Source organism: Bartonella sp. AA78NXGY (assembly GCF_042197005.1).
Taxonomy (GTDB): domain Bacteria; phylum Pseudomonadota; class Alphaproteobacteria; order Rhizobiales; family Rhizobiaceae; genus Bartonella.
In genome coordinates this window covers 34,645-60,888 of sequence record NZ_JBHIRI010000009.1, presented here as the reverse complement: position 1 = coordinate 60,888, position 26,244 = coordinate 34,645, and the positions used below count along the sequence as shown (strand labels likewise).

General features: G+C 39.8%; 24 protein-coding genes. 13 read left to right on the top strand and 11 right to left on the bottom strand.

Annotated elements, in window-relative coordinates; all coding sequences use genetic code 11:
• Positions 1-399 precede the first annotated feature (399 nt).
• Together ACFINL_RS06410 and ykgO are read right to left on the bottom strand one after the other, a co-directional pair.
• Positions 400-1,185 (bottom strand): tetratricopeptide repeat protein, encoded by a 786-nt coding sequence (locus tag ACFINL_RS06410; RefSeq protein ID WP_375611659.1) that lies wholly within the window; start codon positions 1,183-1,185, stop codon positions 400-402.
• 157 nt (positions 1,186-1,342) lie between these two features.
• Entirely contained in the window at positions 1,343-1,468 is a 126-nt protein-coding gene (gene ykgO / locus ACFINL_RS06405) for a type B 50S ribosomal protein L36 (protein WP_004863016.1), read from the bottom strand.
• A 447-nt stretch (positions 1,469-1,915) separates the two neighbouring features.
• On the opposite strand from ykgO, the gene ACFINL_RS06400 reads away from it, so the two are divergent.
• On the top strand, positions 1,916-2,161 hold the full coding sequence (locus ACFINL_RS06400) for a hypothetical protein (protein ID WP_375651107.1): 246 nt from the start codon (positions 1,916-1,918) through the stop codon (positions 2,159-2,161).
• 243 nt (positions 2,162-2,404) lie between these two features.
• On the opposite strand, the gene ACFINL_RS06395 is transcribed toward ACFINL_RS06400, so the two are convergent.
• Positions 2,405-2,578 (bottom strand): hypothetical protein, encoded by a 174-nt coding sequence (locus ACFINL_RS06395; protein WP_375651104.1) that lies wholly within the window; start codon positions 2,576-2,578, stop codon positions 2,405-2,407.
• Positions 2,571-2,945, bottom strand: coding sequence for a hypothetical protein (locus tag ACFINL_RS06390; RefSeq protein ID WP_375651100.1), 375 nt, complete (start codon positions 2,943-2,945; stop codon positions 2,571-2,573). The genes ACFINL_RS06395 and ACFINL_RS06390 overlap by 8 nt, the downstream gene beginning before the upstream one ends.
• A gap of 837 nt (positions 2,946-3,782) precedes the next feature.
• On the opposite strand from ACFINL_RS06390, the gene ACFINL_RS06385 reads away from it, so the two are divergent.
• Positions 3,783-3,986, top strand: a complete 204-nt coding sequence (locus tag ACFINL_RS06385; RefSeq protein ID WP_375611662.1) for a hypothetical protein — start codon at positions 3,783-3,785, stop codon at positions 3,984-3,986.
• A gap of 220 nt (positions 3,987-4,206) precedes the next feature.
• Here ACFINL_RS06385 and ACFINL_RS06380 read toward each other — a convergent pair whose 3' ends face one another.
• Both ACFINL_RS06380 and purE read right to left on the bottom strand, forming a co-directional pair.
• The gene (locus ACFINL_RS06380) at positions 4,207-5,427 is read right to left on the bottom strand and encodes a 5-(carboxyamino)imidazole ribonucleotide synthase (RefSeq protein ID WP_375651096.1); all 1,221 of its coding nucleotides are present in this window, start codon (positions 5,425-5,427) and stop codon (positions 4,207-4,209) included.
• Between the two features lies 1 nt (position 5,428).
• Entirely contained in the window at positions 5,429-5,926 is a 498-nt protein-coding gene (purE, locus tag ACFINL_RS06375) for a 5-(carboxyamino)imidazole ribonucleotide mutase (RefSeq protein WP_375610656.1), read from the bottom strand.
• Positions 5,927-6,745: 819 nt separating this feature from the next.
• Here purE and ACFINL_RS06370 point away from each other — a divergent pair.
• Together ACFINL_RS06370 and ACFINL_RS06365 are read left to right on the top strand one after the other, a co-directional pair.
• Positions 6,746-6,898, top strand: coding sequence for a DUF5993 family protein (locus tag ACFINL_RS06370; RefSeq protein WP_273790835.1), 153 nt, complete (start codon positions 6,746-6,748; stop codon positions 6,896-6,898).
• A 10-nt stretch (positions 6,899-6,908) separates the two neighbouring features.
• Entirely contained in the window at positions 6,909-7,490 is a 582-nt protein-coding gene (locus ACFINL_RS06365) for a disulfide bond formation protein B (protein WP_375610657.1), read from the top strand.
• Positions 7,491-9,401: 1,911 nt separating this feature from the next.
• Here ACFINL_RS06365 and ACFINL_RS06360 read toward each other — a convergent pair.
• Complete coding sequence (locus ACFINL_RS06360) at positions 9,402-9,767, bottom strand: helix-turn-helix domain-containing protein (protein ID WP_375651165.1); 366 nt, start codon at positions 9,765-9,767, stop codon at positions 9,402-9,404.
• An 851-nt stretch (positions 9,768-10,618) separates the two neighbouring features.
• On the opposite strand from ACFINL_RS06360, the gene ACFINL_RS06355 reads away from it, so the two are divergent.
• From ACFINL_RS06355 to ACFINL_RS06335, 5 genes are all read left to right on the top strand, one after another.
• Positions 10,619-10,816: a hypothetical protein gene (locus ACFINL_RS06355; protein ID WP_375611668.1), complete on the top strand. Its 198-nt coding sequence runs from the start codon at positions 10,619-10,621 to the stop codon at positions 10,814-10,816.
• A 768-nt stretch (positions 10,817-11,584) separates the two neighbouring features.
• Complete coding sequence (infA, locus tag ACFINL_RS06350; RefSeq protein WP_004857577.1) at positions 11,585-11,803, top strand: translation initiation factor IF-1; 219 nt, start codon at positions 11,585-11,587, stop codon at positions 11,801-11,803.
• A gap of 242 nt (positions 11,804-12,045) precedes the next feature.
• Positions 12,046-12,759, top strand: a complete 714-nt coding sequence (locus tag ACFINL_RS06345) for a Maf family nucleotide pyrophosphatase (protein ID WP_375611669.1) — start codon at positions 12,046-12,048, stop codon at positions 12,757-12,759.
• A 21-nt stretch (positions 12,760-12,780) separates the two neighbouring features.
• Entirely contained in the window at positions 12,781-13,065 is a 285-nt protein-coding gene (gene yacG, locus ACFINL_RS06340) for a DNA gyrase inhibitor YacG (RefSeq protein ID WP_375611670.1), read from the top strand.
• A 476-nt stretch (positions 13,066-13,541) separates the two neighbouring features.
• Complete coding sequence (locus ACFINL_RS06335) at positions 13,542-14,750, top strand: MFS transporter (protein ID WP_375651163.1); 1,209 nt, start codon at positions 13,542-13,544, stop codon at positions 14,748-14,750.
• A 427-nt stretch (positions 14,751-15,177) separates the two neighbouring features.
• Here ACFINL_RS06335 and ACFINL_RS06330 read toward each other — a convergent pair whose 3' ends face one another.
• Positions 15,178-15,549 carry a helix-turn-helix domain-containing protein gene (locus ACFINL_RS06330; RefSeq protein ID WP_375611671.1) on the bottom strand — a complete coding sequence of 124 codons (372 nt, stop codon included), beginning with the start codon at positions 15,547-15,549 and terminating at the stop codon, positions 15,178-15,180.
• A 969-nt stretch (positions 15,550-16,518) separates the two neighbouring features.
• On the opposite strand from ACFINL_RS06330, the gene ACFINL_RS06325 reads away from it, so the two are divergent.
• Positions 16,519-16,656: a hypothetical protein gene (locus tag ACFINL_RS06325; RefSeq protein WP_375638510.1), complete on the top strand. Its 138-nt coding sequence runs from the start codon at positions 16,519-16,521 to the stop codon at positions 16,654-16,656.
• Positions 16,657-16,929: 273 nt separating this feature from the next.
• On the opposite strand, the gene ACFINL_RS06320 is transcribed toward ACFINL_RS06325, so the two are convergent.
• A complete protein-coding gene (locus ACFINL_RS06320) occupies positions 16,930-17,961 on the bottom strand; it encodes a DUF3472 domain-containing protein (RefSeq protein ID WP_375611672.1) in 1,032 nt (343 codons plus the stop codon).
• 456 nt (positions 17,962-18,417) lie between these two features.
• Between ACFINL_RS06320 and clpB the strand changes: the two genes are divergently transcribed.
• Positions 18,418-20,997 carry an ATP-dependent chaperone ClpB gene (gene clpB / locus ACFINL_RS06315; RefSeq protein WP_375651093.1) on the top strand — a complete coding sequence of 860 codons (2,580 nt, stop codon included), beginning with the start codon at positions 18,418-18,420 and terminating at the stop codon, positions 20,995-20,997.
• A 404-nt stretch (positions 20,998-21,401) separates the two neighbouring features.
• Here the strand turns inward: clpB and ACFINL_RS06310 are convergent, their stop codons facing one another.
• Together ACFINL_RS06310 and ACFINL_RS06305 are read right to left on the bottom strand one after the other, a co-directional pair.
• Positions 21,402-21,773 carry a helix-turn-helix domain-containing protein gene (locus ACFINL_RS06310; RefSeq protein WP_375630209.1) on the bottom strand — a complete coding sequence of 124 codons (372 nt, stop codon included), beginning with the start codon at positions 21,771-21,773 and terminating at the stop codon, positions 21,402-21,404.
• Between the two features lie 368 nt (positions 21,774-22,141).
• Complete coding sequence (locus tag ACFINL_RS06305; protein WP_375651091.1) at positions 22,142-22,513, bottom strand: helix-turn-helix domain-containing protein; 372 nt, start codon at positions 22,511-22,513, stop codon at positions 22,142-22,144.
• A 1,202-nt stretch (positions 22,514-23,715) separates the two neighbouring features.
• Here ACFINL_RS06305 and ACFINL_RS06300 point away from each other — a divergent pair.
• Together ACFINL_RS06300 and ACFINL_RS06295 are read left to right on the top strand one after the other, a co-directional pair.
• Positions 23,716-24,951 carry an MFS transporter gene (locus tag ACFINL_RS06300; protein WP_375611697.1) on the top strand — a complete coding sequence of 412 codons (1,236 nt, stop codon included), beginning with the start codon at positions 23,716-23,718 and terminating at the stop codon, positions 24,949-24,951.
• 643 nt (positions 24,952-25,594) lie between these two features.
• Positions 25,595-25,990 (top strand): hypothetical protein, encoded by a 396-nt coding sequence (locus ACFINL_RS06295; RefSeq protein ID WP_375610669.1) that lies wholly within the window; start codon positions 25,595-25,597, stop codon positions 25,988-25,990.
• Positions 25,991-26,244: the final 254 nt, after the last annotated feature.

Sequence of the window (26,244 nt, the reverse complement as noted above, 5' to 3'; positions counted from 1 at the left end):
GTGATGGTGTGGTTATAAGCAGGGGCAGTTTATTGAGTGGAATGTGAAGCCGGCTTGCGTCTTATCTAGGTTTGAAAAGATGCCGTAAAGTGTCTTGTTCTTGAATGGTTTCAAAGAGCTTGGGGTGATTGTTCGTCTAACAGAGCTTGCACGCGCTTTTGAATCCTGCGCATTTGTGGAGTGTAATCCAAAGCTGTTTCATCAATCTTAAGAGCCAAGTTTTGAACGCTCTGTTGCTTCCATGGTAATGGCTAAGTTTCAAAAAAAGGCACTGTGAATTGTGTGGGGGGTGATGGTGTGGTTATAAGCAGGGGCAGTTTATTGAGTGGAATGTGAAGCCGGCTTGCGTCTTATCTAGGTTTGAAAGCATGCTGTAAAGTGTCTTGTTCTTGAATGGTTTTAAAGAGCTTGGGGTGATTGTTCGTCTAACAGAGCTTGCACGCGCTTTTGAATCCTGCGCATTTGTGGATAGTAATCCAATGCTGTTTCATAAGCTTTAAGAGCAAGTTTTGGACGCTCCGTTGCTTCCATGACAACGCCAAGTTCAAAAAAAGCACTATAATTGCGCGGCTCAAGTTCAAGAGCATGGTTGAGATCAAGCAGGGCAAGTTTGAAATCGTTCAGTTGAATGTGAATCCAAGCGCGTCTTATCCAAGCTTCAGAATGAGTAGGTAAAAGTGCAAGAGCATTGTCAATATAATCAAGCGCAAGTCCATAATCGTCGCTGTTGAGTGCATTTTCGGCCCATGACATTAAAAGATCAATCGTCTCACTCCCCGATTGGGACCATAAATGTTGAAGTTGTTGACTGATCTTTTTCGCTTTAGCAACATCAGCACAATATTTCAACTCTTTGAGTAAACGTGAAATTTCTGCTTCTTTGCGCTGCTTAACTCTGTCAACATGGGAAAGCTGCTCTTTGTCAAGATCTTCAAGAATAACCGCCGAGGAATCAGAATCGGAGGGCGTTGAGGAAGGGGGAGGAGAATTGGGAATAAGATCATCTAACGGTAAAAGCGATTGTGGAGAAGGCCGATCTTCAGGAAGAGAAGGAGGATTTTGCCCATAGCTCGAGGGAACAAAACAAAAAACGCCAACAAAAAAAAGAAAAAACGCGCGCTGAAAAATACAGAAAAAACGCAGCTGAAAAAATCGAAAGGCTTTTAAAAAAATAGAAGAATCCATAAAAACAAGCCCCCAAAAGATAAATCACCAAATATTATCAAATACTAGACTTGTAATCAACGGACTTATAACCAAAAAAACGCAATAAAATTTTTTTAAGCCTACAATTAAAGTAGGCATAAAAACATTGATCCTAAAGAAATTAGTCCTAAAAGAATTAGCCCTGACGTGCTCTAAAACGTGGGTTCGTTTTATTAAGAATATAAACACGACCCTTACGACGCACCAAACGATTGTTACGGTGGCGCTCTTTTAGTGCTTTAAGCGAATTTTTAATTTTCATCATATTCACCGTTTAAATAGTTTACGTAACACAATACTATAATACAATATTAAAACACGAAAATACAATATTACAACCCCAATAGACTGCTTACTCTATGAGCATTGCATTGCGATATCGTACTTGCATGATAACATCACACGATACACCTTTTCACTGTGATCACAAAAAGAAAAGCGCACTCTTAAGGTACGCATTAACCACTTCATTAGCACAACGATAAGTGAAAATTGCAAAAAAGTAGGAGAGATTTAACAAGAAGTCTTATTCTTGTCAAGGGTATATCCCTTACAAATTCCTTAGGGTGTGTTAATGGTTGCCTTGAAGGTAAAAATTTTCTCGTAAAAAAAGGACACAAAAAAGCACAAAGAGTGGAAAAAAGTAAAAGCCTTTTCAGCTTTAAACAAATAAGCTCTGTTAGGGAGTGTTGAAAGATCAGGAGCGCTGTTGAGCCGTTGGATTGTTGAAGTGGTGTGGGTTTTTGTCGTTAAGGGCAAGGTGTGGCTTCTTAAAACGCAAGGGGCTTGTTTGTGGGGGCTCGTGAAGCCCTATCAGGTGCATGCGCCGGCTGAAATGCTTGAAGTGGGGGGAAGAGGGGACGCCGTTGGATTGTTGAAGTGGTGTGGGTTTTTGTCGTTAAGGGCAAGGTGTGGCTTCTTAAAACGCAAGATGCTTGTTTGTGGGGGCTCGTGAAGCCCTATCAGGTGCATGCGCCGGCTGAAATGCTTGAAGTGGGGGAAGAGGGGGAGCCGTTGGAATTGTTTCTTGTATTGGCTGTACGCACATAATATCATGCCTATAGTTTCAAACGTCCCCTTATGAAAAATCTCATACCCTCAATATGGGTCATCAATAACTGGTAATCACATTAAATACGTCTAGAAATATGAAAATAAGGATTATGGTATTTTAATACCACGTTTTTCACGACTTTTTTTATTTATTAATTTCTTTATTACATTTTTGAATTGCTAAGTTTAGTCCTGTAAGCGCTTTACGGTACAGTTTTCGATATTTAATGGTAGAATAAACAAGCCAAACGGATAATGTTATTATTGCACAACCGCCAAGGATCCCTAGAATGCGCCCTAATATTATAGCTTCAGTCATTTTCTCTCCTTATTGTATTTTGATTAGCAACCGCTTCGTCTAGTTGTTTCATTACTTTTTTCAGTTTCTTCTTTACTATGATCCGTAGCACCAAAGAGATTGGTATCGAACCGTACAGAATTAATGCGCATATCAGCCCGATTGCAGTTGCTACATTCATCTGAGGTTTATCCGCACTGCCTAATATTGAGAGGAAAATGTATAAACAGACGCTTATAAAGATTATGAATATAAATTCTCCCAGTGAAACAACACCAGCCTTTAATGTTTCCTTAACTTCTTTTTGGATATCGAGGACTAAGTCCCATTGAGAAGATGTATCATTTTGTTCTTTTGGTGATGCATTTGATAGGTTTGGTTTTGTCATGTTGATATTCGTTTGTTTCTTGAAGGTTTTGTCTTTTGATAAAGCGAATAACTCAGTTTCTCAGACTATTTTTATGAAATGAAAAAAGATTTCTGTACTTGTTATAATTATAATACGAATGACTTGCTACGTCTGTAGCGCATCTTCCCTTTATTATTATGAGGCATGTACAATTTTTCGTGCCGCTGTATAAAAGATTCGTTTTGTGAGTACAATTATATTTTATCACTAAACTATAGGCGAAGAGGCATTTAATATGAAGTGTTCATATTGGCTAGAATTTACTTAAGAGAAGCTTGATTATTGACAGATCGGCACAGGAATCTTCGTCCTTGAGCGCGGTTAGGCGCGCAAATTTGAATAATGTAACTTTATAGGGGAAAGAACGAAGGCGATAGACATAACGGAGGTGACAAATATTACAAATGTTAAAGTGAGTGATATTTTAAGCGGCTGGTGTTTTAGCGTGTAAGCTAAATTTACGGTTTTCTTTCAGTGTGGAGTGTATGTACATCTGCTCTTTTAAGCCTTATCGCGAAATGAAATAAGGAGAGACGCTTCAAGCCCTAGAAAATACAACACAGGTAATATCGCCTTATGAGGGGAGAGAGGATATTGCTATGATGGATAAGCTTAGTACTGTAATTATATCTTTGACATGAAACTCAAGGGGTGGTGCGGAGCGGCGCTTGGCACTTTTGTGAAAGAATGAACACAAGAAGGGAGACTAGAGGCAATGAGAACGCATTGTTAGAATGCTCTCTATAGGCCGCAAGAGGTAAGTTTATCCTCTAAAGGTTGGAATTAAAAGGCTTAAAGATTGGCATTAAAAGAAAAATGAAGGGGCTGCGTATGTTATGGGGGAATATTTATGCTGTGGGAGGTGGAGGGGTAGTGAAGTTGGGGGCTGGTGGATTATTTTTAGCCGGGGGGATATTTTTGAGAAAAGGAAGGGGAGAAGAGCTAGGGGGTGGAGTTGAAGGGTTGGGAGCGCTTGTTGTACTGCTTGGATATTGGTGTGGAGTGAAGCTTTGTTTTTGAGGGCGGATGAGATGTTCGTGTAGGATGAAGCGGTTTGGAGGGGGAAGAGGTGATGTTTTTAAGAGAGAAGGAGCTTGTAGGAGGGCTTCACGCCCTTTCAGGGGAGAATTAAAAGGTTAGGGGCGCTTTTGAAGCCGATGGATATCGGTGTGGGGGGAGAGGTTGTTTTTTCAGTTCATTTGGGGGAAAAGTGTGAAAAAGTATTTGTATATATGTGGGCTTAAGATTTGTTGGCTGGTCCCAGTAATTGGATGATATGCCCCATTTTTCGGTTGGGGTGAACAGTGCTTTTGCCATATAAATGGATCGAGGTGCGCTCTTGTGTGAGGAAATATTTTAACGTGCTAAAATTGTTACCAATAAGATTGGTCATTTGGCAATCGCTATGGCGATAGGGACTGCCTAAGGGAAGTCCGCAAATAGCACGGATATGCTGTTCAAATTGTGAAGTTATGCATGCCTTTTGTGTCCAATGACCAGAATTATGGACACGCGGTGCTAATTCATTCACTAAAAGATGACCATTCGTTAAGACAAAAAGTTCAATACAAAGAACACCAACATAATCGAGGGCATCCATGACTGTTACACTGATTTCTTGAGCTGCTTTTTGCACGTCAAGTGGAATATGTGATGGAACAAAGGATTTATGAAGAATTCCATTTTTGTGTTGATTTTCAGGGCAGTCATAAAAAATATGTTCTCCTTGTTTTGTACGTGCCGAAAGAACCGAAATTTCCGATAAAAAAGGGACTATTTCTTCTAAAATACAAGGCTGTTCCTGAAAAGTCCTTAAGGCTTCGTCAAGGGTTTGTTCATCTGGGTGATCAAGCTTGATCTGGTTTTTTCCGTCATAACCAAAACGACGCGTCTTTAAAAGACCACGTCCGCCTAAGGTATCAAGAGCGGAAAGAAGAGAAGAAGAATTGTCAACAGCGTGCCATAACGCGGTGCCAATCCCTTGATCACGCAAAAATTGCTTCTCAAAAAGTCGATCTTGCGTGATCTCTAATGCTTTGGAAGAAGGATAAACAGGCTTACTCTTTTCTACATATTGAACCGTTTGAAGCGAAAGATTTTCAAATTCATAGCTGACAACATCACACTGAGAAATAAAATGATCTAAAGCTGATATATCGTCATAGGAGGAAACAATATGGTTGTTTGCTGTTTGAGCGGCTGGGCAATCGGCTTCAGGGCAAAAAATAACGGTTCGAAATCCTAATTCTGCGGCCGCTATGGCGAGCATCCGCGCTAATTGTCCCCCCCCGATTAAACCAATGACGCTGCCTGGAGGTAACATGGTGAAGGGAGTGGTGTTGGACGAGGTGGTGTTGGAGGGAGTGGTGTTGGAGGGAGTGGTGTTGGAGGGAGTGGTGTTGGAGGGAGTGGTGTTGGAGGGGGTGGCGTTGGATGAGGGGGGGGTGGAAAACGGTGCCATTTTAAACCTCCGTTACAGGCGTTTGGGCGACATTGGCTGTTTGTTGTTGACGCCAATCTTCTAATCGTTGGGCGAGATCATGGTCATAAACGGCCATAACGGCTGCGGCTAAAAGGGCTGCATTAATTGCGCCTGCTTTGCCAATTGCTAATGTGCCGACGGGTATCCCTGCTGGCATTTGTACGATTGAAAGCAAAGAATCTTGACCAGAAAGAGAGTGAGAATGCACTGGAACGCCAAAAACAGGAAGAGGAGTAAGGGCTGCTAACATACCTGGAAGATGCGCTGCCCCCCCCGCACCGGCAATTAAAACTTTAAACCCTGCTTCTTTTGCTTCTTTGGCAAATTGATAAAGGCGTTCAGGAGTTCGGTGTGCTGAGACAATATGCGAACTATGAGAAATACCAAGATTCGTCAAAATATCTGCACTATGGCACATCGTTTGCCAATCCGATTGGCTCCCCATTAAAATCGCCACATCACATGATTTTTTCATCATTCTCTATCCTTTTCAAAGGTTCAATGCGATTCTTTATCATTATTTTTTTAAAGTTTTATATTCTTTTTGCAAAGCCAATTGATGACAGAGAAACAGTTATTTTTCAAATAAGGCGGAAAGCTAAAAATTTAAAGGGGATCTCGAGAGATGAAAAACTAAAGTATTGAAGGCATGAAGCACTTCTTGTGAGGGGGAGGGCAATGTCACGGGGTGGCATGGGACCCATGAGGCTGTTGAGCTTGCGGCATTGTCTTTTATTTAAGATAAGAGGGAAAACTGTATTGGGGAAAAGCCATTGATTATAAGTTTTTTTTAAAAAATGTCTTATTTTTTATTTGCTAAAATAAACAAGATCACCATATGATATAAAATCTGTTGCAATTTGAAACATTGCTTATGAGAAAAAGAGATTTTTATGTCAAAAATGTGTTGCAAAATGAGGATATTCTTTTGAGAAAAAAAGAGATGTATATCTCTCGATTTCAAAGCCTATTTATTTTGTTGTTCAAGTGATTCTTTTGTGAGTGGGGGATATAATCTTTATAGGGGATATAATCTTTATAATTGTCGATATATCTTTAACAATGGCAGATATAAGGGGAAGCGAATAATCAACGCTTTTGTGCTTTTAACGCTTTTGTTGAGATGTGCTTCTGAGCGATTATATCGTTTTTTCACTTAAATATAATGGCAATATCAATCGCGAGTGACGAATTGTGAATAATAAATCCATGGTCTCTTTTTTGCCCAATTTTGTAATATGGTGAACGCTGAAATAAATAAGAGTTAAACAACGGATGTAAAGGAGATTTAAAAGCTATGTTTCTTCCATTTTTAATCGCTTTAGGTACTGCAGTAACGACTATGTGTGGTAAAAAAAATATAAGTTATGCTTTGTGGGCAATTTTATTCGTTGTCATTCTTCTCACTTTCAATCATCACGCAACTTCTACTTTAAATTTATCTTTTTGAGAGAATAGCCATGGAACATGTTGAACAAAAAAATCCTCACTTCGTCATCTTTATGAATACGCTAGGACTCTTTGGGTTATCTATTGTCTTGGTGGTGGCTTTTTATTATCAATTGGTAAAGTTTGAGTTACCTTGTCCCCTTTGTTTGCTGCAGCGCGTTGGATTGATGCTGGCAGGTTGTGGGTTCTTACTCAATATTCACCATAAGGTGAAAAATACCCATTATGGTATGGTTATTCTTGGTTGTATGGTAACCAGTGCTGTGGCAGCACGGCAAGTGTTTTTGCATATCACACCCGATGATTTAGGATATGGTTCAACGTTCTTTGGATTGCATTTTTATACTTGGGCTTTCATTATTTCTGTCCTTTGTATCTTTGCTGTCTCATTTGTCATGATTTTAGGCGAATTGGCACACAAGTTCAAAGAATTTTCTCCTTTTCCAGCCTTGAGTAAAACGGCAAGTTTCTTATTTGTGTTTTTGATTGCGGCAAATTTGATTTCTACCATACTGGAATGTGGTGGTGGGCAATGTGCCGATGATCCTGTAAGGTATGAATTGTTATCAAATTGGTTCCCTTCACAGTCTTGAAATTTTTTAATAATCCCTCATCATAATTTTTATTGTTAAAGAGGCGGAAATATTTAAGAATCCGCTTCTTTTTTATTTATTGGGAAGACATTTCAGCAAGATTGTTCGATAATCTGATCTTTTATACCAACGCTGGCTTTTATGAGCGCTGGCGATTGATATTTTTTTAGCGAAGGCTTGTACTGTGAACCTTTTATGCTGTCTTTTGAGAGAGATGAAGGGATTGATTGGCTTGGAGGCGTTTGTAGAAGAAGCCCCGGACTTTTGAGCCGCGTAGGTTAAGAAGCCTCGTTTTTTAAAGGTGTATTAACGATAAAAATTTTTTGTTCTTGATTTTTCTTAACATTGTGTTAAATAGAGTTTTGTATTCATTTTGGTGCTTCTAAAGCGTTTTTATTGCTTCTAGAGGGATTAATTTAAAATTTTGAAAGTTATGTGAATAATTTTCTGGAGAGGTTTGTTTATTAGAGGCAAACCTTTTTTTTTATCTAAGTTTTAGATGTTTTCTTTCAGTGTGAAGCTTTTTTTAGAAAAAGGTAAGCGGCTTGATGATGACTCTCTTATTTATTAATATATTGATTTATAATAATAAATAACCATTTTTTTACCGTGAAGCGCGTTGCTGAATATAATAAAATTCCTCATCACCAGTTCTCTCATATTAAATCAATTAAAATTACTTGGCTTATACATCATAAGTGAGTGGGCCATGTGGGTCAAAACTGTACAAGAAAGGCATGCCTTTAATGAAGTGTCTCTTGAACCGAAGGCTGTCTGCAACATTGGGAGCTGGCAGAGTTTTTGTGATGATGCCGGCTTGTTCTTCTATAAGCGTAAACTTGTTTTTCCATAAGCGTAAAGATAGGGGAGGGCTGAAAGGATTTTATACACTTCATGGGAGCTTTACCATTCCTTTACGGGTAGCGTTTTGCAAAATGGGTGTGATGAGCGTTGAGAGATCTTTCTTTAAAACAAGCGTGTGAATATGCAACACAAGCCTATTCCTTTTGGTGCGTTTTGTATTACGAAAAAAATTGATTTATAAGAAGGAGTTATCGTTGTGGATGTTGAACGAGAAAAACGAAAAGCTTCTCTCATTTCAAACTTTCTTATAGTCAATTAATTAAATGTGCTCTTCTACGTTACAAAAAAGCACTGGGTGTAAATAAAAATTCTTTTAAAAGTCGTAAAATGCTTCTTATGCACTCTTTTGATCGCTAGAATTTGTCGAAAAATTTTATGCTGCTCAATACGATAATAGGGCGGTTTATATCTATGATTTAAGTGAAAATAGGGGGAGTTAGATGAAAAGGGAGGTGAGATTTTAATGACAGTTGTTGAAAACGTTATTGTGTAATGCATTTTTTACAGATTTTCTGCTTTCTGTAAATATGTAAAAGCGTAAAAACGGAAATGTGCAAAAAAGGAAGCTGGGACTTTATGCGTGGTGTATGATTTTATCATGGCATGGAATGTGGAGAGAAGATTGGGGTGTGGGGATGAAGAGTTTTATGAAGGGGGGAAGCTTGGATGAAGAGGCGGGTGTGTTGACGAGAGAGGAGAGAGGGTGTGGGGAAAGTTGTTTTTGAAGTGGGATTGACCGGTGCTTTGCGTGATCTTACTTTAGGGTGGTGAAGGGGCAAGAATATTTTAAAATAGGACGTATCTGTCGCGTTTGATGCAACATTATCCTTTGTGGTGTCGTGATCTGAAATCAGCAGGGGAATTGGCTAGAGTAAGAAGCTGTATTGTTGACAAACCTATGTTTACAAAGTGGTGCGGGGGGGAATTTGAAAGTTTCATTTGGCTGCTTTCTGTAAATGTGGAGAAGCATCAAAACGTTGATCCGTAAAATAAAAACGTATATCCGTAAAATGATGCGGAGGATTTATGCTTTGTGTGCTCTTTTGCTTAATCAGAAATCAACCATAAGATTGCTTTTTGTTTTTTCGGCTGGAGCTCTCTAAAATTTTTCAAAAGGGAATGTTCTTTTTCGCTGTATGTTTCTTGATCATAGTGTGCGGTATGTGTTGAAAGATTTTCTTTTGTGGCAATGTCTGCATAAAAAAAGCTTATGGGAACTTCCAGTTTTTGGGCGATTTTGAGTAAACACCCTGCGCTTACACGATTGAAGCCTTTTTCATATTTTTGGATTTGTTGGAAACTGACACCTAAATAGTTTCCTAATTCTTTTTGGGAAAGTCCCATGGCAATTCTTCTTTGACGAATTCTTTTGCCTATCAGAATGTCGATAAAATTTGGATTTTTGGTTTGCACTTCAAGCCCCCCTCCGGTTGCGAGCGCCCTCGCATTGGTATTCCGGGAGTCAAAATACTGAGCTCTAGTCAGTTTTTTTGCTTTTAGTGCGGAAACGCACCTGGACATGGCAAAAACTCCCGGAATTCCGGGACACCCACAAGAGTGGGCTCATTTTACGCTAGAGCTTAGGGTTTTTGAATCCCTCTTGATCGCTGCGTAGACGATCAAAATATCTTTTAAGTGATAAAGTAATTTCAGAAGATTGGCAAATGAAAATAGTTTTTATTTATAAACTTTATTTTTTAATGAGAGGCTTTCCGCCTCTCAAACTCTCCGGAACGCTCACCAAAATCATGAGATCAGACCCGCGTTTAATGAGGGGACTAACAATCCTAGGTTCTTAAGGTCAAGGAGACCATTACATGGCGCCTAACGGCGTCCTTGACCCCCAGAACTTAACGGCTTGTTTTGTCCCTCTCACGCGGCTCCGAAATCATGATTAGAAGGGGAGCTTATAGGGGGAGTGATATCAGGCATATCAATTTATCAAGGTGTTTTTAGAGTGTATGATGAGTATTTTAGGCTGGATTTTTTTGTCGCGTTTGATGAAATAATCTCGTTTGAGGGGTGATCTGAAGTGCTTGGGGGAGATTGGCTAGGCAAGAAGCTGGGGTAATACTATTGTTTATAGAGTGGTGCGGTGTGGAAGTTTCATTTGGCTATATTCTGTAAATATGTAAAAGCGTAAAAACGGAAATATGTAAAAAAGGAAGCTGGGACTTTATGTGGGGTGTATGCTTTTGGCATGGCATGGAATGTGGTGAGATAAATGGGGGAAAGAGTTTTTGTGAATGGAGTGGTAAGCTGGGATGAAGCGGAGGGAGATTGAAGGGAGAAGAGAGTGTGGGGGCGGAATAGGAATGAACAGACTAGAGGGGGGTAAGAGGCGGTGGTGCGAAGGGATGCGTAAAGGATGGTGTGAAGGAGATAGCGCTTTGTTTTTATGGTACTTGATGAAGTGGTGTCATTTGAGGGGGGCTGAAGTCCGTGAATGTGGGGTGATCTGAAGTGCTTGGGGAGATTGGCTAGGCAAGAAGCTGGGGTAATACTATTGTTTATAGAGTGGTGCGGTGTGGAAGTTTCATTTGGCTTTATTCGGTAAATACGTAAAAGCGTGAAAACGGAAATGTGTAAAAAAGGAAAAGGCTTTATGTCGTTAGAGGCGTTGTGGTTAATGATACGCAATGTATAGGGATCGTGTTTTCGAAGGTAGGAAGAACAACATAAATGGAAAGAGTGGCTTAGAGGAAGCGTGTGAAGAGAGAGAAAATGGGGAAGGCTGTATGGGAAATGCGTAGAGTATGAAGTGTGGGGCAGTGAAGCATGTTGTGAATGGTGTGTGAAGAATGGAGAAGGTTTTTGAGAAAAGGAAGGGCTTCTGGCGTGGGGGGAGTGGTGTTTATCTGAAGGGCACATGTTTAAGGTGTGGAAGGTGAGGAAAAGTTGGAGAGAGGATGATTGTGAGTAAGTTGTGGAGGGATTAGTCAGAGGTGTTGGGAAAATGCTTTAGGGGAAAAAATTAGCGTAATTTCTTGTCACACTGAAACCAAAATCATCATAAAAATTGAAGGAAATTAGCGGGTAAAATTGGTGGAAAAAAAGTTTTGATTCTTAAGGTGTGGGATGACGTTTTTTGAGAACATGAGAGAGTAAACTTGAAAAACCTTTCCCTTTTTGTGGAATTTTTATTCACAAACTTAAGAAAATAGGATATGAACGCTGGAAATAACGCGCAGCTTAACAAAATATGTGCACTGTAAAGGAAATGTTTGTTTATGTCAAAAGAAGAAGTTTTAGAATTTTCTGGTATCGTTACTGAACTCTTACCTAACGCGATGTTTCGTGTGAAACTGGAAAATGATCATGAAATTATTGCTCATACCGCTGGTAGAATGCGGAAAAATCGTATACGGGTGTTGGCCGGTGATAAAATCATGGTGGAAATGACACCTTATGATTTGACAAAAGGGCGTATTACATATCGCTATAAGTAGCCTCGTGGGTGGCTTGCACTTTTTTCTAAAAGCTATCATATTATTTCTATTATTTTTTAACAGTTTTTTAGTTTGCTTTTCATGAGTGAAAAAAGGGGAGTGTTTGAAGAGCCTTGAAAAACTGTAAAATCGATGCGGAAAAAGGATAAGGAGATCAATAGCGCTTAAAAGGGAGGCTAAAGGGGCGCTTAAAAGGGGGTGCTTAAGGGGGTGAGAGGGAAGTCAATTGTGAAGGGGTGGAAATGAGAAATATAAGAGAGTGGGGGGAAAAACGTTTGGCAGATACTCTTACAGAAGAAATTCATTTGGTGCTTGCCTCCGCTTCGCCAAGGCGTTTAGCGCTCTTGGCACAAATAGGGATTGATCCCCAGCAGGTTTATGCAAGCGATATTGATGAAACGCCAAAATTAAAAGAACATCCTGCAAACCTTGCCAAACGTTTGGCAAAAGAAAAAGCACTGAAAGCCCAAAAAATTTTGCGCTGGTACAGTCAGAATGGTCAAGACGAGTTGCAGAATGGTCAAGAAAAATTACCTGGACAGAAAATGATTATCTTGGCGGCTGATACGGTGGTGGCTGTTGGGCGGACCATTTTCCCCAAACCAGAAAGCGAGGATGAGGCTTATGAATGTTTACGATACCTTTCTGGGCGTTCGCATAAGGTCTATGGTGCCATTTGTGCGCTCAATGAACGTGGAAAAATAACCGTAAAATTGGTTGAAAGTCGTGTTCGCTTTAGACGCTTAACCTCTGCCATGATGAAGGCTTACCTTGCTTCAGGAGAATGGCAAGGGAAAGCAGGTGGCTACGCTATCCAAGGAAAAGCAGGGGCTTTTGTTGTCCATATCACGGGTTCTTATTCTAATGTTGTGGGATTGCCTTTGGCTGAAACAGCCGATCTCTTGACCGCTTATCACTATCCACTTTTCACTCACTGGGCTGAACAAACGCATTAGAAAAACTCTAAGGTAAGATCAATGCAAGGTGAAAAGCAACAAAAAGAGAAAAGCAAAAATGAAAAAAAAGCAACAGAAGAAAAGTTAATGAAGAAGCCAATGACAAAGGTGTGCCAAGAACAAAAAGAGCTAAATTTGCAAAAAGAGACCCGTCCTCCGCATCCTTGTCCTATTTGTGGTCAGATGTCACAAAAATCTTCTTATCCTTTTTGTTCCACACGGTGCCGAGCTATTGATCTTAATCGTTGGCTTTCAGGCTCTTATATTTTACCACCCCCACCACAAGTAAGTGATGAAGAAGAATAAAGAGTTCTCTTGAGAAAGAACGCTAAAGCGTTTTTTTGTGTGGAAACTGAAGGGGAGGCGCGCGGGATTATCGTAAATGTATTTAAGAGCTGGATTAACGGCTTGCTTATTATCGTCATTCGCAAAGACGCAGATTAAGTTCAATCAACGATGGAAGTTTTAATACATATCTAAGACTTATCTCCAGAGGTTTTGTTTACCATGGATAATTATAAATTGCTTTGTTGCATGAAGGTCGATGGAGCTTTGTTGCGTGAAAGTTGTTGGTGCCTTTAGGGTGTGAGAGAAAAATTGGTCATCTAATCAGTATTGCTAACGAAAAAAGAGGGGCGCGTGTTTTGGTGCAAAGAGACGGGGCAGTAAAAAATCGCTTGTTAGTGCTTTGTTGCGTGAAAGTTGTTGGTGCCTTTAGGGTGTGAGGAAAAATTGATCATCTAATCAGTATTGCTAACGAAAAAGAAGGGGTGCGTGTTTTGGTGCAAAGAGACGGGGCAGTAAAAAATCGCTTGTTGGTGCTTTTGCTGGGTAATGGCGTGGTGTCATTTGGCGGTTGGATTGATTATATCGTGATTTTGACCGTATCTGTGTTCACGTGGAAAGCTGATCAATATGACGTCGCTTTTATTGGAGCGGCAACATTATTACCTGGTATCGTTCTGTCTAAGCCAATTGGAATGTTGGTAAGTCACCGTTCTATGATCCATTGGTTGCGGGCGTCACTGCTGTTACGGGCACTCTGTACTGTCGGTTTATTGATGGCGACGAGTCTGCAAGGATTTATTATACTGGCAGTTATTCGAGCGACATTCAACAGTCTCGCCATGCCTGCAATTTCCGTTCTCAGTGCAAATTCGGTGCCTGAAAACGGACGGACTCGTTACTATTCTGTGCTTAACATGATCAATAGCGCGGCAAAGATGATAGGACCTGCTTTGGGGAGTGCTCTGTCTGTACTTTTATCAGATACCTATACTTTATTGTTTTCTGGATTTTTGACATTGCTAGGCTTTATGGTGTTTTGTTGTCTTGGTGCACAACCTGTCTCGTCACTCATGATAAAAACAGCGAATACCATAAAATCAAAGCAGAGGCTTTATGGGACAACTTGGTATGCCTATGTGGCGGTGATGTTTGTGTATTTTGCCATGATCTTTATGGTGAATAATCAGTTGCCGGTTATTCTTAGTGCAATGAAAATGAATAAACAGGCTCTTGGGATGCTGGTATCGGCTTCGGCAATCGGTAATTTTCTCTATGGATTTTGGCGTGTGAAACAATCAAAGCATAAACCCCTTACAGGCAAAATATCAGAGTTGTTAATGCCGGCAATGTCAACAATGATTGGTTTTGTCATGATCTCAGTGTGCTTTTTTTACTTTGATTTACTCCGTATTGAGACTTTGTTGCTCTGTTTTTTCCTTATTGGAATGGTTAGCGCTTACTTTTCCATATCTTCTAATGTTTATCTGGTAAGCAATTTCAATGAACAGATTGGATTGGCTTCCGGATGGGTGCAGTCTATACAAAATTTAGCTATGTTGGTGGCGCCGTTTGTTGGAGCGTTTGTTTTAGGTCACACTTCGGCTGGAAAATTGTTCCTTCTTTCTGGATTGAGTGGATTATTCTGTTTATTGGCTATCAGGATATTGCTGAACCGTTCTTTGTTAATTGTTCGATCTCAATGATTGGCTCATCAATAAAACAAATGTTTTAAATCATTTTTCTGAGATTTAGAGGACGTGGAGATAATCCAACATAGAGCAGCTTTTTTGACGTTATAGGTTTAATCTTTGATTTTTACTTAAACGCTCATATGTTTTTTTCGGGGCTTTGCCTTCTTGATACGGTTCCACTGTCTCGTAAACGCAATAGGGGGCATGGTTTTGAGCGACAATGTCATTTTTGTTTAACTCCGCTTTGCTACAAATAGTCAAACTTAAAAACTCAGCTGCCAATCCTTAATCATCTTGACTTGAAGCAATAATGGAAACAGAAAACGAGGAGCTATAGTGTGAATTATCTTATATGCCGTAAAATATCATTCTTGGAGGTATGGTGATATCAGGTATGGGAAACTTTAGGCAGGGGGTATGGTAATTGTTGTGCTTTTGCTTAATCAGAAATCAACCACAAGATTGCTTTTTGTTTTTTTGGTTGGAGGTCTCTAAAATTTTTCAAAAGAGTGTGTTCTTTTTCGCTGTATGTTTCTTGATCACGGTGTGGGGTATTTTCTTTTGTTGAGAGATCTTCTTTTGTGGCAATGTCTGCATAAAAAAAGCTTATAGGAACTTCCAGTTTTTGAGCGATTTCCAGTAAACATTTGGCACTTACACGATTTAAGCCTTTTTCGTATTTTTGGATTTGTTGGAAACTGACACCTAAATGGCTTCCTAATTCTTTTTGGGAAAGCCCTATTGAAATGCGTCTGTGACGGATTCTTTTGCCTATCAGAATGTCGATAAAATGTGGATTTTTAGTTGGCACTTCAAGCCCCCCTCCGGTTGCGAGCGCCCTCGCATTGGTATTCCGGGAGTCTGAAAACACTGACTTGACTCAGCTTTTTGCTTTTAGTGCGGAAACGCACCTGGACATAACAAAAACTCCCGGAATTCTAAGGATATTCGCAAAAGTGGGCTCAATTGTACGTTAGGGTTTAGGGCTTTTAGTTCCCTGTTGATCGCTGCGTAGACGATCAAACTTACGATATTTATTCATAAGGCAGTTTCAGAAGGTTGGCAAGAAAAATGAAAAATTTTCTATTCTGTTATACCGTAAAACGGCGCTATTTGAAGGAGGAGTGAAGAGCTTGAATATTCAGGGTAGGGCTTGATTTGTTGAGCCTGATGAAGTGCTGTCGTTTGAGGAGGGTAGTCTGAAGACTGTAAGGGGACTAGGCAAAAAGCTGGGTTCGTTTTCAGAACAGTGTTTACAGAGCGGTGCGGGGTGGTGATGTGGAAATTTTATTTGGCTGACTTCTGTAATAACGTAAAAGCGTGAAAACGTATATTCGTAAAATAATGCGGAGGATTTGTACTGTGTGTATGCTTTTACCATGGCGTGGAATGTGGTCAGAAAACTAGGGGACGCATTTGTGAATGGAGCGGGGAAAGCTGGGATGAAAAGGGGTCTTAAATGCATTTTCTGGAGAAGAGTATGTGGAGAATATTTGGAGGAAGGGCTTATTTGTCTTGTCTGATGAAACAGCATTTTTTGATATGTGGGATAGCCATATGAAATAATCAGCAGGGGAATCTAATAGACAAGAAAATCAGATTTTTGCAGAGCAGTGTTTACAGAGCAGTGCGTGGGGTGAATCTTTCGTTGGCTGTTTTCTGTAATGATGTAAAAGCGTAAAAATGTGAATCTGTAAAAGTGAAGAGGAGGATTTATGGATTTATGCATTGTGCGTGTTTTGGGGGCACGTTGGGTTTTTGCATGGATGGGGTGAGATAAATGGGGAGAGAACGAGCTTGTGAATCGAGGAGGGAAGCTGGAATGAAGAGTGCTGTAAGTCGTAAATGTTTGATGGGAGAGAAAAAGGAGTGCGTGGAATGGGAGAGTGCCTATGGACAAGGGGGAGGGTGTGGATAAGAGGCGGGGGTAGTTCAGAGGGATGCGTGAAGGGATGGTGTGAGGGTGATAGAAGAGGGAGGTGAGGATTTTATTAAAGGGTGTTGTGGTTTTGAAAGGGGGTGAGAATGGAGAAAATGCGCTGGAAAGTATGATGATGAGGTGAGCTAAAGGGATGAGAGCAGGGCTCGAAAAAATAACTGGGAAAGGGAGCCGTGGTGGGGAAATGAAAAAAACTTCCTCACCCCCATTTATTTTTAAAGGGGAGTGAGGGGCTTATCAAGAAGAAAAAAGTTAGTTTCTTTTCATAATTTTCCAAGTTTTTCCATCAGACATATACATAATCTTTTGACCCGTGGTTATCTTTTGTGTGCCGTGAGTGGTGTGAAGCGTAGAACTGAAAGCCGCTAGATGATCTATAAAGATTGATTTCCACTTAAATGAAGCAGGAGATGGAAAAAAGATATTGGGTGCCCAAGAACGATCTTTTGAACGAATAACGACAAGCTCTTTTTGTTTCAAAACGTTAGAAATTGTTTCTGCAGACAGATCTTTCCCATTGGAAATGGGGACTTCTGGTTTAGCTGTAGGCGAGGCTAAACCTCCAAAGTTGCTTATACTTGTCATACAAAAAGTGAACGTACATGATGTTTGGATGAGGTCAGAATCTCGACACTTTCCTTGATTAGAAACTTTCAGACTCCCTTCGTGTAGCTTGTTTTGTTTTAAGCCATTAGGATCAAAAAAAATCGAACTTTGCGGACTTAAATCATAACAGGAGGAAAGATGTCTCTTCCAACGAGAATGGTCTTCAACAAAACTTGAAGATTTACGGAGTTTGCCAAATGTATTTGGTACTTCTATGGTCCCAATATTCACTTTTTTACCCGTTGTAAAATCGACTACTTTCGCTGTAACTAGATTCTCATTTTTTTCAACATATAATCGATATCTGCGTCCCATCTCCCATGGAAAGTTAATTTCACATCGTACTCCTGAACCTTCCTGAGTAAAATGCTTACATTTATCACCCTTCCATCCCGTTGCATTCCAGATAGAAAAATGAATGGTACGGCTGCTCCTGTTGAAAAAACCAATTTGTCCACTTTTTCCGTTTTGGAATTCAAATTTATTTCCCCAGAAATAGATGGAGTTAGGCCCACCATCGTAATTTACTTGCTGGGTGAACACAAATAGATCAAATAATGCATTTTCAGGCCATTCATGCTCTATTGTAATAACTTTGCCGGCAAAAACGGCATAGCTTGGTTTACTTATTAGAAGGAATAAAAGTATTAAAATAACCTTTTTTACAGTATGGTACATACTCAAATCCTCTATCTTAATAAAAATAGTGTAACTTTATAAGTATTAAAGCACATATTCAATGTTTTGTTAAGTAAAATTAGAGAAAATACTTTAATGTTTACTCTAAACTATATGCTGTAAAGACTACTTTGTTTAAAGTGTTTTTGCATGCTCCTTTTCTGCTGTTCAAATTTAAGTTTTAATGGTGGAATTTAGGGGTGATGGTTTAAAAGGGGGAGTGATGATGGGGGTATAAGAAAAGTTGCGGTTTTTATTTAAATGATAGCGTATTTTTTTTCTCCCTCTTGCTATGAGGCTTGTAGAAACCCATATTCTTTTTAGCACTATGGTTCTTCTTCTTGCTGCTTTTTTCGCGGTGTTTTTTAGAGGCTGGAAAATCCTTTCTGGATGTTTCTTTTGTGGAATATTGGAGAGGTTAAAGTGTGGTGATGGCTTGAGATTTAAGGAAAAAAAATGAACTTGGAAAAATATAGCGAACGCGTGCAGGGTTTTTTACAATCAGCACAAAATAGCGCTCTTGCTTCTGATCATCAGCAGTTTTTGCCGGAGCATTTCCTGAAAGTGTTGTTAGACGATTCTCAAGGATTGGCTGCATCGCTTATCCAAAACGCTGGTGGTGATCTTACTCTTATTCAAAAGGCGCTAAAAGAAGCACTTGATGCTTTGCCTAAAGTGCAGGGGGGAAATGGACAGCTCTATCTTTCGCAGCCATTGGCAAAAGTTTTCGCACTGGCTGAGGATATTGCGAAAAAAGCCGGTGATCAGTTTGTGACCGTGGAGCGCATGTTGCAAGCGCTGATCATGGAAAAGACCGCAAAAACAGCCGATATTTTAACAAGTGGAGGATTGACCCCGCAAGCGCTTAATCGGGCAATTAATGCGCTGCGGAAAGGAAAAACAGCAACAAGCCCCCATGCTGAAGGACAATATGATGCCTTGCAAAAATATGCCCGGGATCTCACAAAAGATGCCCGTGAAGGAAAACTCGACCCTGTGATTGGGCGGGAAGAGGAAATCCGCCGCACTATTCAGGTGCTTTCACGGCGGACCAAAAATAATCCCGTGTTGATTGGTGAGCCTGGGGTGGGGAAAACAGCTATTGTGGAAGGGTTGGCATTGCGCATTGTTAATGGCGATGTACCTGAAACTTTGCGGGATAAACAGCTTCATGCGTTGGATATGGGAGCGCTTATCGCTGGTGCAAAATATCGTGGAGAATTCGAAGAGCGCCTTAAAGCGGTGCTGGCAGAGGTGCAAGCCGAAAATGGACAGATCATTTTGTTTATTGATGAATTGCACAATCTTGTTGGCGCTGGAAAATCTGATGGTCCTATGGATGCTTCTAACTTGTTAAAGCCTGCTCTTGCACGCGGAGAACTCCATTGTGTGGGCGCTACTACGCTCGATGAATATCGAAAATATGTCGAAAAAGATGCTGCTCTTGCACGCCGCTTCCAACCTGTCTTTGTACCTGAACCCTCTTTGGAAGATACTATTTCTATCTTGCGCGGTATTAAAGAAAAATATGAACAACATCACAAAGTGCGCTTGGCTGATAGTGCTTTGATTGCGGCGGCGCGTTTGTCTAACCGCTATATTACAGATCGTTTCTTGCCGGATAAAGCTATTGACCTTATCGATGAAGCGGCGGCGCGTTTGCGCATGCAGGTCGATTCAAAGCCGGAAGAACTCGATGCTGTTGATCGGCGTATTTTACAGTTGAAGATCGAACGGGAAGCTTTGAAAACAGATGTCGAGCCAACAGCAAAAGAACGGTTGGAAAATGTGCAGGAGGAACTCAAAACATTGGAACAACAGTCCGCTGAGATGACAAGTGCTTGGCAGGCTGAGAAACAAAAATTAGGGCATGCTGCTGATTTGAAAAAACAACTCGAAGAAGCCCGTAATGCTTTGGCTATTGCACAACGTGATGGACAATTCCAACGCGCTGGAGAGCTTGCTTATAGTGTCATTCCTGAACTCGAAAAACAATTGAGTATCGCGGAAAATGATGACCAACAAAATCATCTCGTTGAAGAGACGGTTACTGCTGAACATGTGGCGCGGATTGTTTCACGCTGGACCGGTATTCCTGTTGATCGAATGCTGGAGGCAGAACGTGAGGCGCTGTTGCGGATGGAAGATGAAATTAGCAAACGGGTGATTGGGCAGGGAGAGGCTGTTCAAGCTGTTTCTCGTGCTGTACGCCGCGCGCGTGCAGGGCTGCAAGATCCCAATCGTCCGCTGGGGTCTTTCATGTTTTTGGGTCCTACTGGTGTGGGGAAAACCGAATTAACCAAAGCTCTTGCCGCTTTTCTCTTTCAAGACCCAAATGCCATGTTGCGCATCGATATGTCGGAATATATGGAAAAGCATGCCGGGGCGCGGCTGATTGGGGCACCTCCTGGATATGTTGGATATGAAGAGGGTGGGGTGCTGACTGAAGCTGTACGTAGAAGACCTTACCAGGTCATTCTGTTTGACGAAATTGAAAAAGCACATCCGGATATCTTTAATCTCTTGCTACAAGTGCTCGATGAAGGGCGCTTGACTGATAGTCAAGGACGTACCGTTGATTTTCGCAATACCTTGCTGATTATGACTTCTAATCTTGGTGCTGAATTTTTAACCGCTTTGCCTGAAGGGCAAACCGTTGAGCAGGCAAAAAATGATGTTATGAATGTCGTTAAAGCGGCTTTCCGTCCTGAATTTTTAAACCGTATTGATGAGATTATTCTCTTTCAAAGGCTGCAACGTCACGATATGGAAGCGATCGTCGATATTCAGATAGAACATTTGCAAAATTTGCTCAATGAACGCAAAATAACTTTGCAAATCGAGCCAGAGGTGAGAAAGTTTCTTGCCGATAAGGGCTATGATCCCCTTTATGGTGCGCGTCCCCTTAAACGGATTATTCAAAAAGAAATTCAAGATCCATTGGCGGAAAACATCTTATTTGGAAAAATTCACGATGAGACGACGGTGAAAATTACAAAACAAGGAGATCGGTTGGAATTTTTGCCTGAAGATTAAGTTTGGAAAAATTCATGGTATAAAGGGCGGTGATAATCCTATTATGTGATAAACACCGCTCTTTGAAGGGTGCTGATTTAGAAAAATTCACGATGAGACAGCGGTATTTTATTGCAAAGCAAAGGGAGTGGCTGGTGTTTTTGCATGTTAAATCAGCGTTTTCGAATATCGTAGGATTCTTTTACTTCTGTTTGTCGTGAAAACTATTTTCTTGCAATTTTATAAGTGAAGTCACAAGCGGGATTGCTTTATTGCTTTGTGCGTAAAAACGTTAGAGAGAAATGCCGTTTATCCGCCGTAAAACATTGCTCTTTGAAGGGGGATGGGGAGCTGATCTGAATTTGACTTAAGGATGTTTCGTTGTTTGATATATTAACAAATAATGTTGATCGTTGTGCTGTTGCTTAATCAGAAATTAGCCACAAGATTGCTTTTTGTTTTTTCGGCTGGAGTTCTCTAAAGTTTTTTAAAAGGGTGTGTTCTTTTTCGCTATAGGTTTCTTGATTGTGGTGTAAGAGGGTTTCTTTTGTTGAAAGATCTTCTTTTGTGGCAATGTCTGCATAAAAAAAGTTCATAGGAACTTCTAGTTTTTGAGCGATTTCCAGTAAACATTTTGCGCTTACACGATTGAAGCCTTTTTCGTATTTTTGGATTTGTTGGAAACTTACGCCTAAATGGCTTCCTAATTCTTTTTGGGAAAGCCCTATTGAAATGCGTCTATGACGGATTCTTTTGCCTATCAAAATGTCGATAAAATGTGGATTTCTAGTTGGCACTTCAAGCCCCCCTCCGGTTGCGAGCGCCCTCGCATTGGTATTCCGGGAGTTAAAGGTACTGAATCCGAGTCAGCTTTTTGCTTTTAGTGCCAAAGCACCTGGACATAGCAAAATCTCCCGGAATCCCGGGACACCCGCAAAGCGGGTTCATTTTTACGCTCGGATTTAGGACCTTTAATCCCTCTTGATCGGTGCGTAGACGATCAAAATTACACTTTAAGTGATAAAGTAATTTCAGAAAATTGGCAAGAAAAATCAAGAATTTTCTATTCTATTATGCCCTAAAACATTGCTCTTTGAAGGGGAGCTGGTTTGAATTTGACTTAAGGGGGATATGAATGGAATAATGTTGATCGTTGTGCTGTTGCTTAATCAGAGATTAGCCACAAGATTGCTTTTTGTTTTTTCGCTTCGAGTTCTCTAAAGTTTTTTAAAAGGGTGTGTTCTTTTTCGCTATAGGTTTCTTGATTGTGGTGTAAGAGGGTTTCTTTTGTTGAAAGATCTTCTTTTGTGGCAATGTCTGCATAAAAAAAGTTCATAGGAACTTCTAGTTTTTGAGCGATTTCCAGTAAACATTTTGCGCTTACACGATTGAAGCCTTTTTCGTATTTTTGGATTTGTTGGAAACTTACGCCTAAATGGCTTCCTAATTCTTTTTGGGAAAGCCCTATTGAAATGCGTCTATGACGGATTCTTTTGCCTATCAAAATGTCGATAAAATGTGGATTTCTAGTTGGCACTTCAAGCCCCCCTCCGGTTGCGAGCGCCCTCGCATTAGTATTCCGGGAGCCTGAAAGCACTGACCTCGAATCAGCATTTTGCTTTTAGTGCTCATCGCACCTGGACATAGCAAAATCTCCCGGAATCCCGGGACACCCACAAAAGTGGGTTCATTCTTATGTATCGAGGTTTCGGGCTTTCAGTTCCCTATTGATCGTCGCGTATACGACCAAACTCACCCTTTAAGTAATAAAGTAGTTTCAGAAAATTGGCAAGAGAAATCAATATGCTATAAAACGGCGTTATTTGGAGGGGGGATGATATCAAGTATATCAATTTCCACATTTAGGTGTTTTTTAGAGTGTGTGGTGAATATTTTTGGCTGGGCTTATCTTGTCTGGTCTGATGAAACATTTTCTTTTGAGGGGCGGGTCTGAAGACTGTAAGGGTACTAGGCAAAAAGCTGGATTCGTTTATAGACTATTGTTTATAGAGCTGTGCGGGGTGGTGAACTTTTCGTTGGCTTTGTTCTGTAAAGATGTAAAAGCGTAAAAATGTGAATCTGTAAAAGTGAAGTGGGGGGATTTGTGGATTATATATTGTGCGTGTTTTTGGTCACTTTGGGCTTTTGGGGGCGTGGAATGTGGTAGCGAGGATTGGGGGGAAGTGTTTTCGTGAATGGAGGGGGAAGCTGGGAGGAAGAGGGGTGTTCAGTTGTTAAGTGTGTGACGGGAGAGAAAAAGGGGGAATGGAGGATGAAGAGAGTGCGCATGGATAAGAGGAGAGTGTGGGTAAGGCGGGTGTTGCAAAGAGATGCGTGAAGGATGGCGAGGAGATAGGGCTTGATTTATTGAACCTGATGAAGTGTTGTCGTTTGAGGCGTGGGTGGGTGTAAGCTTTATTTTGTGGGGAAAGCTGCTTTTTGACGTGGGATTGTAGATTAGTGCTGGTTGGGAATTTTCATTCTTTGAAACGTGGGGCGGAGGTCAATGTACTAATATAGCAGATTGTGATCTCATAATTTTTACATTCTTTCTTTTTTAAAGATATTACTTGATATTAGAGTAAATGCTTATATCAAGAGGAGTATTTCTTTAAAAATTTTCACTTAACTTATTAAGCGATTTATTAGAATAAAAGACTCTTCTGAAGTTCATATCACCAATTGTATCGAAGGAAGTGTAACTTTAAGTGTAGAAAAGTTTAATATCGGATGGTTGATATGAATTTGTTTTTAAAAAAGAGTCCATTAGCTCTTTTTTGCTCTCTCTTTATTTCCAAAGTTGGTGATTATGCTTATGAAGTTGTTTTTATTTTACTGGTCTTAGAATTAACAGATAACACCTTTTTTACAGGTCTTGTGTATTTTTTTCGATTTATCCCTTTTCTCTTTTTTGGCCCTATAGGAGGTTGGTTAGCGGATAATTTTTCTTTGAAGAAAAATATGATCTTAAGTGAAGTTGTGAGATTATTAGCTTCATTGTTTGTTTTTATAACTTATATAACAGGTACGGCACATATCATTGTTCTTATTTTTGCAGCAATATGTACAACGATAGGAAGAAGTATTTTCCAACCAAGTTTTCAAGCTGCTATTCCCAGAATGTTTTCAATAAAAGATCTTACAAAGGCCAATAGCATTGCTCAAATTATCATGGAAACGGCAGCCGTCATTGGCCCTTTGGTTTGTTCCATACTGCTTTTTTTAGCAAATAAATCGGCAGTACTCATTTTTGATTTTTTTACCTATTTTATATCTATTATCATGTTATTTAATCTCATGAATTTAAATTCAAGCGAGAATAAATCATTCAATTTTATAAAAATTTATCGAGAAACAGCTTCATATCTTAAATATATTTCTACAGAACATAATAATTTATTTATTACGCTCGTTGGCTCGTCGTTTGCTATTCTCTTTACGGGTGCAATTTTAAGATTTTTAATTCCAGCTTTTGTTCTCTCTATAGGGGGAGAGGAAAGCTTTGTGAGTTATATTTTTTCTCTCATGGCTGTTGGAACTATTGTTGGTGGTTTGTTATATAGTAAAATTATATTAAATATTACTTCGTTGAAGCTCATGATATTTTGGCTTCTTTATGGGGTTATTCTGTTTGTTATGCCCTTAGCTGCAGAAATTTATTTAAAATTCCTTCTCGTGTTAGCATTTGTTCTAGGATTTATTGGTGCCTTTGTGGATATTGGTTTAGTCTCAGCTATTCAATTATATTCTCGTCGTGAAGATTTTGGTAAGAGTTTTGGAACCTTTTCAACTTTAGCAAACTCTGCGGAAGCAATGTCTGGCTTTATTGCTGGACTTTTGGCACTCGTGGGATTGTTAAGCTCTTTTTTAGCTATGTCCGCATTAATTATTTCCACCGGAATTATTGGCGTTGTAAAAATTAAGAAAAATAAAGAGTTAACACCTCTTAACACGACAGTCGATGACGACCATTGATATATTTGATATCTCCATGCCGTTTCTTTTTTCTAAAGACGGTTCGCTCATTATCTTATTCATGAGGTAAAAACACCGCTCTTTGAAGGGGGTGATCTGAAACGAATGAGTGGTCAGTGGTGGAAATTTGCTAGGCAAGCATTTGAATTCTTTACAGACCGTTGTTTATAGAGTGGTACGGGGTGGATGAAGCTTTCCTTGGCTTTGTTCTGTAAATGTGGAGAAGCGTAAAAATGTGAATCTGTAAAAGTGAAGCGGAGGATTTATGGGGTCATATATTGTGCGTGTTTTTTGTCATGATATGGAGGGGTGAGAAGGATTGGGGGAAGTGTCTTCGTGAATGGAGGGGAAATGAAGGGTGCTATGCGTTGGTTTATGTAATGCAACACACCATGAAAGTAAGTATACATATACTATATGCTTTACATGTGTTTTTTCGTACTTTTAACATATATATTTTGTGTCTTAAACATAAGCTTTGAGTACTATGAGAGATGGTGGTCGTTTTTTAAACAAGCGAGAAAGTGATTAACTAATGCTTGATAGTAAAGCAGTATGTTGTTAAGGCTATTCTTTGAAAGGAGGCTCTTATTTCTGGTGTAGGAGCTTCTCAGAAGAGAATGCAATTAATAGGGGAGTTAAGATGTCAAAATATTTATTTCCGTTACCGCTTGTATTGGTGGCTGGTTGTGCATCTATCAGTAATTATTCATCAAGTTATGTCAGTCCAAATATTACGAAAGATGATGTAAAATTAATTGCTAACGATTTTGTTCGTAATCTTAAAAAACCTTTACCGCCCGCTACAACAACACTTATTGTGAAAAAAAATAAAACAGAAGACAACTTTACTCCTGTATTTATTGATCTCTTGCGACGGAATGGATATAACGTGATCTATACAGATCAACCAAACAAACAGCAAAATGGTGTAATCTTGACTTATCAAATAACGCCAATAAAGACAGGTATCATGTCTATGGTTTCTTATGATGAGGTTGGAGTAACGCGTTATTATATCCGCACTTATAATCGATGAAACCCCTTTGCCGGTTTGTCTCAAAAAAGTAGATAATGAAGAAATGTGTTTCAGGGGAAGTGTTGGGATTGAATTAATCAATAAAAATTTGCAGATATGAAAATTGCATATTCAGATGACAATTATTCGTCGTCTCGGTTACAATTTCAGTGTTGTAACGAAGAAAGATGTCGTTTTATCTGTTTGCAATTCTTCATGTTCTATCTCAGTTATATAGCGCTTTTATCGTTTCTGTCTTATAGAAAATTACTTTC